This window comes from Haloarcula rara, from assembly GCF_029338235.1.
In the GTDB taxonomy this organism is placed as follows: domain Archaea; phylum Halobacteriota; class Halobacteria; order Halobacteriales; family Haloarculaceae; genus Haloarcula; species Haloarcula rara.
Genome location: NZ_CP119785.1, coordinates 2853638 through 2866424, shown reverse-complemented (window position 1 = coordinate 2866424; position 12787 = coordinate 2853638). Strand labels below are relative to the sequence as shown.

General features: G+C 63.9%; 15 protein-coding genes. 14 read left to right on the top strand and 1 reads right to left on the bottom strand.

Going from position 1 to position 12787, the window contains the following annotated elements:
* Positions 1–174 precede the first annotated feature (174 nt).
* The 14 genes from P1K32_RS15290 to P1K32_RS15225 all read left to right on the top strand — a co-directional run bounded on the left by P1K32_RS15290 (position 175) and on the right by P1K32_RS15225 (position 10628).
* On the top strand, positions 175–1632 hold the full coding sequence (locus P1K32_RS15290; RefSeq protein WP_276250554.1) for a hypothetical protein: 1458 nt from the start codon (positions 175–177) through the stop codon (positions 1630–1632).
* A 1-nt stretch (position 1633) separates the two neighbouring features.
* Entirely contained in the window at positions 1634–2089 is a 456-nt protein-coding gene (locus P1K32_RS15285; RefSeq protein ID WP_276250553.1) for a hypothetical protein, read from the top strand.
* Between the two features lies 1 nt (position 2090).
* A complete protein-coding gene (locus P1K32_RS15280; RefSeq protein ID WP_276250552.1) occupies positions 2091–2435 on the top strand; it encodes a hypothetical protein in 345 nt (114 codons plus the stop codon).
* On the top strand, positions 2425–2874 hold the full coding sequence (locus P1K32_RS15275) for a hypothetical protein (protein ID WP_276250551.1): 450 nt from the start codon (positions 2425–2427) through the stop codon (positions 2872–2874). The genes P1K32_RS15280 and P1K32_RS15275 overlap by 11 nt, the downstream gene beginning before the upstream one ends.
* Position 2875: 1 nt before the next feature.
* Entirely contained in the window at positions 2876–3157 is a 282-nt protein-coding gene (locus P1K32_RS15270; RefSeq protein WP_276250550.1) for a hypothetical protein, read from the top strand.
* A gap of 82 nt (positions 3158–3239) precedes the next feature.
* On the top strand, positions 3240–3644 hold the full coding sequence (locus P1K32_RS15265; RefSeq protein ID WP_276250549.1) for a hypothetical protein: 405 nt from the start codon (positions 3240–3242) through the stop codon (positions 3642–3644).
* Positions 3634–4107 (top strand): hypothetical protein, encoded by a 474-nt coding sequence (locus tag P1K32_RS15260; RefSeq protein ID WP_276250548.1) that lies wholly within the window; start codon positions 3634–3636, stop codon positions 4105–4107. Before P1K32_RS15265 ends, P1K32_RS15260 begins: the two co-directional genes overlap by 11 nt.
* A complete protein-coding gene (locus P1K32_RS15255) occupies positions 4097–4333 on the top strand; it encodes a hypothetical protein (RefSeq protein ID WP_276250547.1) in 237 nt (78 codons plus the stop codon). The genes P1K32_RS15260 and P1K32_RS15255 overlap by 11 nt, the downstream gene beginning before the upstream one ends.
* Positions 4326–4649 carry a hypothetical protein gene (locus tag P1K32_RS15250; RefSeq protein ID WP_276250546.1) on the top strand — a complete coding sequence of 108 codons (324 nt, stop codon included), beginning with the start codon at positions 4326–4328 and terminating at the stop codon, positions 4647–4649. Before P1K32_RS15255 ends, P1K32_RS15250 begins: the two co-directional genes overlap by 8 nt.
* 1 nt (position 4650) lies before the next feature.
* On the top strand, positions 4651–6333 hold the full coding sequence (locus tag P1K32_RS15245) for a hypothetical protein (protein ID WP_276250545.1): 1683 nt from the start codon (positions 4651–4653) through the stop codon (positions 6331–6333).
* Positions 6326–7075, top strand: a complete 750-nt coding sequence (locus P1K32_RS15240) for a hypothetical protein (protein WP_276250544.1) — start codon at positions 6326–6328, stop codon at positions 7073–7075. Before P1K32_RS15245 ends, P1K32_RS15240 begins: the two co-directional genes overlap by 8 nt.
* Positions 7072–8220 carry an ATP-binding protein gene (locus tag P1K32_RS15235; protein WP_276250543.1) on the top strand — a complete coding sequence of 383 codons (1149 nt, stop codon included), beginning with the start codon at positions 7072–7074 and terminating at the stop codon, positions 8218–8220. The genes P1K32_RS15240 and P1K32_RS15235 overlap by 4 nt, the downstream gene beginning before the upstream one ends.
* Positions 8221–8464: 244 nt before the next feature.
* Positions 8465–8731 carry a hypothetical protein gene (locus P1K32_RS15230; protein WP_276250542.1) on the top strand — a complete coding sequence of 89 codons (267 nt, stop codon included), beginning with the start codon at positions 8465–8467 and terminating at the stop codon, positions 8729–8731.
* A gap of 1 nt (position 8732) precedes the next feature.
* Positions 8733–10628 (top strand): hypothetical protein, encoded by a 1896-nt coding sequence (locus P1K32_RS15225; protein WP_276250541.1) that lies wholly within the window; start codon positions 8733–8735, stop codon positions 10626–10628.
* Positions 10629–10987: 359 nt separating this feature from the next.
* On the opposite strand, the gene P1K32_RS15220 is transcribed toward P1K32_RS15225, so the two are convergent.
* Positions 10988–12628, bottom strand: a complete 1641-nt coding sequence (locus P1K32_RS15220; protein WP_276250540.1) for a DUF7845 domain-containing protein — start codon at positions 12626–12628, stop codon at positions 10988–10990.
* Between the last annotated feature and the right edge of the window lie 159 nt (positions 12629–12787).

Below are 12787 nucleotides of genomic sequence, written 5' to 3'. Positions count from 1 at the left end.
GGCGAATCGACTACCGAGACCTGAGCGAGGAGCGACGCGCTCGGCATCGCCGAGACGCGGCCGGCGCGTCCCGAGACATCGGCGCCTCGCTCCTGGCGGGAGGGCTGTAATGCAGTCTCTCCCGCAGGCATCGACGACGACCACGGCTGGCGCCCGAAACCGCCACCACAACGAATGAGAAAAGCGATACTCGCGGTTTTCCTGACCCTGACAGTAGTTACCGGCACGTCCGGGCTCGTCGCCGCCCAGTCGGCAAGCGGCCCAGACCTGGACTTCGAGAACGACAAGACACCCGACCCGACAATCCACGAGGACGAGCTCACCGTCGCTGAACACGACCGCAGCGAGATGAACAGCTCGCTGCAGTACTACGACGACGACGGCAACATCGCCGAACTCCCGGCGACGGTCAACGACTCACAGGATACGCCGGTCGGTGTGCGCTTCGACCAGATAGACGCAGACGCCTACGACCAGTTCCCGCGAACGGCCGACGAGAGCGGCAACTCGGCAACGTGGGCCAACTCAAGCGACTGGACGACTGAATCGGACACAGATTCCAGCGTCGACGTGTCGCAGGCCGACAGTAACGGCATCGAGCGCGTCAACATCGACGCTACTGCGGCCTCCGGCGAGTCTGCGACGGCCAACATCAGCGACGACATCGACATCGACAGCGACCCCAACAAGCGGGTCATGATGGCGGTCGTCAACGTCGACGAACTCTCGGCCGATAGCGAGGTCGAGATTCGCGCCGTCGATGAGGACGGCGACTACCGCAGCGCCAACATATCCGAGAGCGCCGACGCCGACGGCGAGACGACCATCGCCAACAGCACCGGCGACGGCTACGTCTTCCAGAGCAAGGTCGACGACCTCGAAGGCTCCGGCGACCTCGACGAAATCGCCCACGTCGAAGTGGTCACGTCGGACGCTGACGCCGAAGTCACCATCGCCGGGCTCGACCTGGACGGCAAGAGCGAGCGCGACCTCGGCGAGATTCAGCGCGACGGCGAGGACACGACGGTCACGAACTACTACGAGGGCGGCGTCGCTGACCTCACGAGCATCGACTCGCTCGGGCCGATGTACGATGACGCGACCATCAACGACCTGCGCGTCTACGACGTCGAGTACCGCTTCAGCGACCTCACCGACGAGGGCGACTACCAGACCGAGTTCGGCGACAGCGACCGCTCCTACCCGAGCGAACTCGACCTGTACGCCGACCTCTCGGTCCCGTCGGCTATCGACCTGAGCCACGGCGACCTGACCGTCGAGTACGAGCAGGGATTCGTCGAGGACCGCTACGCGACCGCGGAGGTCGCCACCAACGTCGACAGTGACGAAGGCTTCGGCAACCTGAGCGATGACGACTACACGAGCTGGAAGAGCGAACTGGGCTCGGTCAACGAGACCGCGACCATCGGCGTTGCCGCGTCGGGCGAGACCTACCGCGTCCACATGGTCGTCTCGCTGAAGGACGACGAAGTGAGTGCGCTCCAGGCGACTGGCGGCGCGTTCGGGCCGACCGGCGGCTCCGGTGGCAGCGGCATCCTCAGCTGGATCGCTGGCGCTGGCGCGGCCATCGTCGGCGGCCTGGGACTCCGACGCATCTTCGGGAGCGGATAGCATGTCTGCCTCTGGAGCAGGTGGCGGACGCGTCAGCGATCTGTTCGACCGGGCAGCCGAAGCTGACAATCTCGCCAGCATCATCATCCAGGGCTTCGGCGCAGTGTTCCTCGCTATCGGCTCCGCAATCGCATCGGGCATAATCACGGTTGCTGACGTGATTATCATCCCGCTGTCAGCGCTCGCGAACGCTGGCGGCGACCTCGTGGGTGCTATCTTCGGCGGCGCCGGCCAGATAATCGAGTTCGGCGCACTGGCGACAGCGCTCTCTATCGGTCCAGACGGTGCGTTCAACATCGGGCCGTTCACGTTTGCGCTCGGCGTCGGCGCCGTGTTGCTGGCGCTGTGGCTCGTCACGGCGTACGTGAGCGAGGACAGCACCGGCAACTTCGTGCCCGGCATCCCGTTCGACATCCCGACGCCCGGCTTCACCGGCCCCGAAGAGGAGGAGGAGTAGGATGGTCGAGGCTGGCGATTTTGTCGGAGAGAACGGCGTTCGCGTCCGCTGGGGTCGCCTCTGGAGTGTGCTAATTGGCGCCTCGGTACTGGCGTACTTCCAGGGCGCCGTCGACGTGCTCCTCTCGCTGGCCGATATCCCGATTATGTTCCTGAGCTTCCTCGGGAACTACTACGGCGACCTGATAGCGGTCGTCTACGGCGCACTCCCGAGCATAATCCAGGCCTCATGGACCGGAGCGATAGGCTTCGTCACGTCGGCTGGCCCGTTCGGCTATTTCGTGGCGATAGCCATCGTGCTCGCGACGACGTACTCGATAGCGCAGGTGGTCAGCCGTGTCAGATGACGACCTCTCGGCGACAGAAGTAGTTCGGCGACTGGCGCCACTGGTCCGATTCGTCGATACACTGACGGAGTTCGCCCGGAACCCCCGACGGTTCATTTTCGGGTTCATCTCGACGTATCTCGTCGCGACCGCACTCGGATTCGGCGAGTATCTCGTGAGCTCGATACTGCTGGTGTTCGATACCGTTGCGGGCTACTTCCGAGGCTCGGCAATCCTGTTGGTCACTTCGCTCCAGACGGTTACGACGCCGATTCTGGGCGCTGGACGCGTGTTTACGAACGCCGTCGCGACGACTGTCATGGCTGCTGGCCCGCTGGGGCCACCCATCGGCGCCGCGCTGACTGCGCTGTTGCTGTACGCCACGTATCGCCTGCTTATCGCTGTGATTGGGGAGCTGCCGCTCGGCTCCTCCCTGGTCGACCTCCTGGGGCTGAGATAGCATGGACGCACAAGAACTACTGCAGAGTCCGTACACGGCCGTCGCGGTCATCGGCAGCGCACTCGGGAGTATCGGCTATCTCCCGCTCGACCTCTGGACGATTATCATCGACACATCGGGACTGTGGTTCCCTGCCATCGCGACGATGGCCTCGACCATCCTCCCGGAGTTCGGCTACGAGAGCCTCGGCACGCAACTCCTCGTGGCTGGTGCCATCGTCTACGTCGCAGTCCTGCTGTACCGGATGTACGGCCGCATCAAAAACTGGAGCGAAAACAGATGACACACCAAGAGACGCATCGAGAGACGCACCGACACCGCTCACGTCGAGCGCGTAATACCACCCGCACCCGGGGGGTGGCACGATGCCACTGACGAACCTCGGGCCGCTGGATATCATCGGCGGCCTGCTGCTGGCGATGTTCGTCGGCGGGCTTATCCTGCTGGCTCGGTTCTTCGTCGCCTACAGACGCACGGGCGACGACATCGGCCGGGCCGCGGCCCGGACCGGTCGCTGGACGTTCGCCATCGTGCTGGGCGCGTTCACGGCCGGCGCGACCGGACTCCTGCAGCTCGCCGACATCACGAGCATGGTGTTCGAGTTCGTCGTCGCGCACCCGTTCACGGTGAGCAACCTCGGCACCATCGGCCTCGGCTGGCTCGGCATCTCTGGCGGCATCGTCATCACTGGCGACCAGTACATCGGCATCGCGCTGGCGATTGTCGGTATCGTGTTCATCGCCCAGGGGGTGGACAGCATTGGCTCTTAGCGTCGACGACGCACGGCTGTCTGACCTCTCGGTCGGCGGCTGGCTCGGTGTTGGCCTGGCGGTCCTGGGCATCGGCATCGTGGCCACCAGCGCCGGTGAGTGGCTGCTGTCCGGAGCGGACCCGATTGCAGGACTCGTCGGTGGCGGTTTCGTCGCCCTCATCGGCGCCGCGCTGGCCCACGACAACGCCACGCCCGACGAGGAGGGCACCTGCGAACACTGCGGCGCACACGTCCGGGTACACTCCAGCCGAGACACGGCCGACGAGGCTGTCCTCGTCCGCATGAGTGGCCGGCCGCGTCGCATCTCGCTCGGACCGGTGTCGGTCGTCGCACAGCGCCAGACGACCGAACACCTCTACTGTTCGGGCGAGTGCGCCAGCGAAGACACGCGGGCGGTTATCACCAGCGACGACCACCAGGCGACCGCGGCGACCGCGGAGGTGAGCCAGCGTGTCGAGTGACCGGGCTGACTCGCCAGCACTCCGAACGCTCGCTGACCGCGAGCTACTGCCCGAGACCACGCTGGTCCTGGGGAGCATGGGCGCGGCCGGCTGGCTCGCCGGCTACGCCACCGCGATGGGGTCGTCGATACTCGCGGCGGCGTCGCTGGTCGCCGTGACCGGCCCGCTCGTGGGGCTCAAGCACGTCGACAACCGGGCGCGGGAGCTGGAGGGCAGCGATGCTTGAGGCCATCCCGCTGACCGGCATCCGCCTGGTCGGCGCGCTACTGCTGGGCGCAATCCTGGTCTACTGGACCATCGAGCGCCTGCTCGGCGAGGGCGACGACCCGACCATCCGCTCTTCGACGAGCTCGGACACCGGGTCCGCGTCGTTCCTCGTCTCGGGAACGATGGCCGTCGCCACGGTCGCCAGTGTCGCCGTGGCGCTGTTGCTGTCGCCGATGGGCGGCGGCCCGGTTGTCTCGGACCCGGTGCCGGTGCTGGCGGCTGCGGCGTTCGTCGTCGGCGCCCACTGGATCGTCGAGAAGGAGGAACGCGAGTAAGATGCGAACGTTCATCGCGCTGCTGGCGGTGTTCCTGCTGGTCGCGGCACCGCTCGTCGGTACCGTCGGGGCCCAGCAGAGCCCGACCCCGACGGCGACGCCGACCGCGGACAACACGAGCAACGCCAGCGACGACGGCGAGCTGACGCTGGAGGAGCTCCAGCGCAACGGCGCCCGGCAGGCCAACTCTCCGGATGGCGTCCGGATGGGGAAAGAACGCGCCTACTGGGCAGTCTACTGGCCCGCCTCGAATCCGTTCGCCGAACCCGGCAGCGACGAGGGGAGCAAGAACCTCGCGCCGGGGACGACCATCGGCCGGAACGCGATTTACCTGCGGACGTGGACCTTCGAGGACCGCGACCACAAGGTCAAAGTCGCGTACTGGGAGAAGGGCACCAAGACGGTCCGTCAGGGCAACACGACCACGGAGGAACCGGTCGCCCGGAACGTCTCTGTTGCTACCCACGAGGTGACCTTCGAGCGTGGTCGGCCCACGGTCAAAATCCCGCTGCGCCAGAACGACGAGACCACGCAGGTCACGATGTGGATCGAGGGCGAAGACTACGCGCGATGGACGTTCGCACACAAGAGTATCGCGACCACGCAGTCGGCCGACATCAACAGCCAGGGCGATTACCTGGCGTCGGTCGTCACCGACTTCCTGCTGATCATCATCGTCGGCGGCTTCGCCGCTGGGTGGGCGATAAAGCGGGCGCTGGAGACGGCCGGCATCGGCCCGCAGTACGGCTACGCGCCGTGGCTCATCGTCCTGTCGATAGGAACGGGCCTGGGCGCATTGGTGTTGTACGAGAGCGTCGCGAACCTCGTGGTCAACGCGCCGATTATCCTGGCGCTGTACGTTGTCGGCGTCTTCGCTATCATCCTGCTGGAGACCTACGAGACGAACGTCTCGAAGGCGCTGTTTACGCGACTCACGCTGTCGTACACGGACTCACCGACTGGCGATGAGGCGTGGGATATCGTCGACGCGGAATCACAGGTGGAGAAGATAGTCCGAACGCCCGACGGCAGCGTCCAGGTCGTCAAACCCGGCCTGTTCCCGTTCCTGGCCCGCGTCTTCGGGAAGGCCGCGAAAATCGAGAACGTCGAGGAGCTGCGCACGCGAGTCCCGATGCAGGGACAGTTCGACGAGTGGTTCCTGACCGACCCCGAAGCCGACGAGATACTGCACTACTCGCCGGAGGGCTGGCGCGTCAACCTGCCCGAACTCTCTCGCGAGCACGCGATGCAGTACGCGCTCGTCGGCGGGGGCGTCTGTCTGTCGGCCTGGGCGCTGCTGTCGGGCACAATCACGGGACCGGTCTGGCCGCTGGCAACGGCCGTGCTCACAGTTGCCGGTCTCGCCGTCTGGGCGCTTGAGCCGGTTGACGGCGTGGCTGCGGTCAACCCCGCGCCCGCCCATCTTCGGACGGCTTACGGCACGATGGCTCGCTTCGAGGAGGACGTCGACGACGCGAAACACTTCGACGAACTCAAAGAGAAGCTCGACGAGCAGCGCATCGACAAACAGCGCGATATCGACCGCGAGGTCAAAGACCACGAGCGGACGGTCTTCGAGAAGCTGCTCGACCGAGACGAGAAGGTCCCGGCGAGCGTCGCCTCGGACGCTGACGAGGGCGACGGTGAACGGCTGAACGGCCACCGGGGTGATGACGATGAGTAGCGCCGCCTTCGAGAACTACCGACCGGCGCTCGTCACGCTACACAACGATATCAGAGACCTGAAAGACGAGTACCGCGGCGGCCTCAGGTCACAGCGAAGGTTACTGACGTGGCTACAGGAGATTACGGTCCGCACAATCGGCGAGATAGACGCGCAGGTCTACGAGGACCTGCCCCGCGAGTTGATGGGCGAGAAGCTCGGGATGTTCGTCGTCGCATCGGTGCGTCCCCACGAGGGCATCGACGACGAGCGCGCTCGACGCGGCCGCGAGCTCTGGCTGACCGAACACGTCACCAGCGCCTATCAGCACGCGTTCCGGACGCTCCGGACCAGCGCCACGGAGTACGTCGACAGCGCCGAGGACGAGGACGCCCACGCCCCGGACAAGCAGTCGGCGGTCGCGATGCGCCCGTCGCTGCGTGAGTGGGACCAGCGCCAGGCGACCGCGCTGACCGACCTGCTGGATGGCTTCGACGAGCGCGAGGAAATCTCGCGGTGGCTCGATGACGTGATTATGGCGAGCTATGGCGAGGCCTCGGGCGCGTGGATGCGCGAGCTCGTCCGGGACGAGGTCGCCGTCGAGATTCTGTGCGGGCAGGCGGCCAAGCACGAGCGCGCCCGGCGCATTCTGGCGGCCGACAAGCTCCTGCCGAACTTCCGACGCGGCATCCGCAAACTCGCCAACAACGCCGCGGAGGTCGCAGACGCCGAAACCGAATCTAAGGAGGCCCAATTCGCATGAGTTCGATAGACTGGAGTACCGACGACACAGCCGACGCCGAGCTGACCGAGGAGATTCTCCACCAGTTCGACGAACCGGTCCGAACGACCTACCAGGCGACGGGCAACACGTCGCGCTGGAGTGATGCGCGCTCGATGCGCGAGACGTTCGGGATTCCGGCCTGGGACCCAGATGCCTTCGAGTACGAGGGCGTCATCCCGAACTGCTGGGAACATTCCTGGGACGCTGGCGGCGACCTGATAGCCGGCGGCACGGACTTCCTCGCCCGCGGGAAACCAGGGAAGGGGAAGTCGACGTTCGGGAACTACATCGCGGTCCGGATGCTCGAAGCCAACGACGAGAAAGTCGTCTGGCGGGGCTCGACGAGCCGGAGCGAGTGGCTGCCACTCGCGCCCTGGACGGTGCTGTGCCTGCCCAAAGGCGTCGACGTCACTGTCCGCCTGGAGAGCAAGGACCCGACGGACCCGGCGGCGGAGCTGGACATCGACCAGCTGGAGCGAATCGTTCGCGAGGTCCGACGCTACCGCGACCCGGTGGACCTCAACCGGAACCATCTCGACGCGGGGCAGTTCCACGTCGTCTACCCTGACCCACAGCTTCGGGGCTGTCAGGAGATTCTCGACAAGGACCCAGAGAAAGTCTACGACACGCCGCCGGAGCGCGACACGCTGTTTCACGAGAGCGACCCGGCGAACCACTGGTGGTTCGCGTGGGCGCTCGCTCGTGTGAACCACGGCCCGCACCACTGGACGACATGGATTTGCGACGAGATAGGCGATATCGCACCGCAGAGCGCGCGTAAAGACCAGTTCGGCACGTACCAGAAAGTCGAACTGCTGAAAGACCTCTGGGTCGACGCTCGAAAGTTCGGCCTCTCGATTTTTCTGTTCGGTCACAGCGAGGTCGACATCCACCAGGCGATTCGCCACAAGATTCGCTGGCGGATACAGATGCCAGGGACGGCGAATCCGACGACCTCGACGGACGTGGTCGGCTTCGAGACGGTGCCGATGAACTACGAGATGACCGACGAGTTCCCCATCGGCAAGGCGCTGATGTACAACGAGACGCATTTCGACCCCTTCCGCTGGAAGGATATGCCGAGTCCGACCGATTACAAGCTCAAAATCGAGGTGGGTCGATGAGCTCGAGTTCGATTTTAAAAACAACTCGACGCTCGAAGGCCGGGGTTCGAATTCGATATCGGGCGCACGTCGCGCGCTCGACGAGCGCGAGCGCGCTGCCTAACGCGCGCGTGTATCTGTTGGGCGCACAGGGGTCCCCCCGGGCGGGCGGGTGTCTGGGCGCATACAGTACTGTGTGCGGCCAGACGCGGAGCCACGCATGCCGACCCCGCGCGAGCGTTTTCGCGAGCGGAGGTGCGTGAGCGTGGTCGCGTACGAAATCGCGAAAGCCGTGTTCGGGTTCCTCGGCAGCGTCCTCGGGCTGGAAGGTGTCGTCATCGGCGTCCTCACGGCTGGCGTCGTCGGGCTGTGGTATCTCCACGAGCTCGCGGGCGTCTTCCAGGTCATCGCTCGCTACTCGCGCACGTTCGCCGTCGTCGGCGCTATCGTGCTCGCGCTACTGGTGCTGGGTTCAGTGAGCGGCGTCGTCGAGGTCGGACAGGCATTCAACCAACTGACGGAGGCACTCTGAGATGTACAACAGCAAGCAGCTACGGACGTGGTACAGCAAACTGACCGATGCGGTGACACTGCGGCGACTCGAAGCGACGGCACACGTCGCCTCGTGGGTCGCGGTCTCGATGACGGCGCTCATGGTCGGGACAGGGATGGCGACCGAGACTAATCCCGTCTCGCGGTGGCTTATCGAGACACTTGGAATGCGTGGATGGGGCGTTCTGGCTGCGCTACTTGTCTCGGGGCTCTATCGGTTGCTTCATCGGTACGCGAACCGTCGCTGGGCGGCTGTGCCTGCGAGTGCGCTCGTCTTGAATGCGCTAACAGACGCATGGGCAGTGTCACAGTCTTTACTGCCTGAAGGCGTCATCTGGGCGGAATTGGCGTCGACCAGTCTGATAGTCGGGCTTGTCGCGCTGGCGTGCTATGGTCGATTTGACCGATTGATTTGGTCGGCACTCGGAACGGTTGAGATTCGGCAGCTGGCAAAAACCTCCCTGGCAATCGGAATAGTGCTAACAACCGTTGCTGTCCCAGTCGCTAACTACGCTTCGGTGGGCCAAGTAGGTGCGAGTTCGGATGAAACGGTATTCGAAGACTTTGAGGATGACCCTTTGCTGGGTAGCTGGACAGGAGATACTGACGCTTCGGAATGGAAGGCGGAAACTGATGACCCACTAGAAGGAGATCGCTCGCTCAGATACGAAGCCGGTGCCTACCAACGAATAGAGTACGACAACCTAAACTCGGAGTCACTATCATTTCGGATTAAAGCCGACGATGTAAGTAAATCCCCGAACGCCAAACAAGTCTCAATTTGGGGGAGTGGTGGGTATTTACTTACCTCTGTGGGAATCATAGATGGCGATATAACGCTTGAGCTCCCTGATACTGTCAATTACCCACTGGTAGAAGCCGAGTCGGATGTTCCCTATATAGTAACGATAACCTCAACCGGGGATTCCACATTCGACGCAGAGGTTGTGAGAGCAGATACTGGGGAAACAATAGCCTCTGAAGATGGATTTAGCACTCGGGACTCTGGAGTATCAGACATTGCTGAATTCCGGGTGGGCGGTGACGGGGCGTCCTTCACTATCGACAAATTCGCAACAGGGGATAGCGTGAATACTGGGAGTTCCTCAGAGGATAAAAAGGAAGTCTCCGTCTCCGTCGACGACCAGACCGAGCAAAACCTGTTCGAGAACCCGAGTACGGCCCGCTTCAGCAGTGATACAGACCCAATATCCAACCAGTTCAACGGCGACGACAAAATCAGTGCGTCACTGGAGAAAGAAACGTACTATGGCCTCACTGTTCGGTCGGAATCGGGCGCTGTCTGGGAGACGCAATACCAGTTCCGAGGTAAGTACTATCCGTCGGATTTGACGATCAAACCCGGCGGACCGCGCCAAAAGGTCATCGGCAATACGACCGAGGAGGGCATCAAACCCCATCTCACTCGAATCAACGACTCACAGAACAATCTGACCGACGGGAACAGCACAGGAGTCGGATTCAGTACTGACGAGGAGGTGACGAATGTCAACCTCGAAATAAAGAATGACACCGGCAGCGTAGTCTACAACGAGACTCGCGAGTTCGACGACCCGACGAGCTACTACGAGACGGAAATCCCGTCGAACGCGACAAACGGAACTGCGGCTGACGAGGGATGGACGTTCGACTACTCGGGCGAGTATGAGAACGGGTCGACCTTCGAGGGATCGACCGGATTCGACGGTGAATCTGCCAGCGGATTTATAGGCCCGACCGGGTCCGACGGCGGTGGCGGCTCGCCAGTTGTCGGTGTGGTGCTGGTCGGAGGCGTCGGCTATCTCGCGTACCGTCGCTTCGGGAACGGCCAGCTCGGGAACGCGGTCTCGTCGGCCGCCAGGAGGCTCAGACCGTGAGCACGCTTGACGACGCGATGGTCGCGTGCATCCGTTGTGCGGCCATCCAGGCGTGTGAGTGGTGCCCGGCGTGTGGGCGGCGACGCACTGGCGTCTGAACCCCTTCGTTTCTACTGGTTCATCTGGAGTCTGCGGCAGCGGAGCGGTGTGTATTTTTGCGCCCCGCAGGGGCGTGCCCTTAGGCACACCCGCTAAGGGGTGCGTCCCGCTGAGCGGGATAGCGAGCGACACAGAACTGGCGAGAACAGCTGAACAGGCGGGGTAGCGACTGCAAAGGAAATGGGGGTTAGGCCGTCACGCGACGACTGGTATATAAAAGACGGAACCGAACGACAGTGATGCCTCTCGCCAGGGCCGCGCTACCGGAGCGTCGCGAGCGTCCGTTCCATCTCGCTCCCGCTAATATTGACGTGGACCGTCGCTGCCAGCAGGTCGGCCACGTCGCGACCGTCGCGACGCCAGGCGTCAATCATCTCCTGAAACACCGGCTCGTAGTACGGCAGCGAGTTCGTGTTCTTGTACTCCGAGAGCACGGTGTCGATGCGGACGACGGGCGTCTCGCCCTCGTGGTCGGGCCAGTCGACCTCGGCGCCGTACTTCGCGAGCCAGCGGTCGAAGGCCGACGAGGCCGACTGGCGGAGGTCCATGTCGACGATCTTCGCCGCGCGGTCGACGGCCGACTCGATGCTGGACTCGACGGACTCGATGAGCGCCGAGACCTCCTGGCGGAGCTTCTCGCTGGTGAACTGCACGTGGCCGTTGTCACTCTCCAGCAGGCCGGGCAGGCGCTTGAGCGCGCGATACAGCTCCGAACGCGAGTAGCCGGTTTCCTCGGTGAGTTCGTCGACGTGCATCCCGCCGTCGGTCGCGACGGTCTCGGTGAACTCCTGGTCGGCCGGCGTCATGTCTCGCAGCACCGTCATCAACAGGTGCTCCTGCTGAGCCTTGAGCTCGGGCAGCGGCGTCTCGTGAACCGAGACGGGCGAGTCGGCAGCCTCGGCGTCGAAGTGCCAGTCCGAGATGTAGGTCGTCCCGCCGGCCTGGGTCGGCACGTCGGCCCAGGAGAGAATCGACAGGAGTCGCTCGTCGAGCTCGCGAACGACGTCGTGGCGCTCGGACCATGGCACCGAGCCGCTGGCGGTACGTCCCTTCACGAACTTCGTCCCGACCTTCGGGTGGTACATCGCATCGTCTTCCTCGAAGTTCTCCGGGTTCTCGGGCAGGTAGCTCTTGACCTGCCCACCGAGGCGATGGTGCTGTATCAACTCGCGAGCGCCGGTCGAGCCGTGTTTGACCGTGTGGTGATACCCGCGTTCGCGCTCGTTATCCCAGGTGTACTCGCCTTTCGTCCCGTCGGCGTCCGACAGGAGCATCGCCATCCGGTCGAGCACGCCACCGGTCTTGATGAGCTTCTCGTTCATCGTGCGAGTGATCCTGACATACCGCTCCAGCGCTGAAATCCGGCCGTCGAACGGCGCCTGAAAGTAGCCGTGGTAGATGCCCTGGCCGGCGTTCATCGAAAGCTCGGAAACGAACCGAGGCCAGAGGTCGGCGACCTCGTCGAGTGCCATGTTCGCCGGCTGGCACTTCACACAGACGCCAGTCTCGGGGTCGGTGTGGTCGAACGGTGTCGTGATTCGGTCACCGGACTCGTGGTGGCGCATCTCGGGGAACCGCGGCTTCACCGTGTAGTGGCACTTCCGCTCGCCGTAGCCCGAGACGTTGATATCCAGCTCGTACAGTCGCTCGACGTCGAGGTCGTCCTGAGGACGGGGCGCGATACCGGACTGGTGATAGTTCAGCCGGATATCCCACAGTTCGCCGTTGATTTCGACGCCCTGGAGTTCGGCGTAGCCGTCGTACTCTGCGATGAGAAGCTTCGTCAGCGCGAAGTACGGGTCGAGGCCGTCGTAATCGACCAGGGCGTCGTCGCCCGTGTCGACCGGGGCGTAGTAGAGGTGGGCCAGCGCTTCGTGTGTCGCCGGTTCGACTCGGCTCACGCCGACCACCCCGAGCGCTCTTCGGTCGGAACAAGCTCCAGTTCATCGCGAGCCCATTCGTGGGCGTTCGGGTCGTAGACAGTTCCCCACTCACACTCTGGACACCGGCAGGCATGGAGGCCGTCGGGACCACTGGACTCTTCGAGGCGAGAACCACAC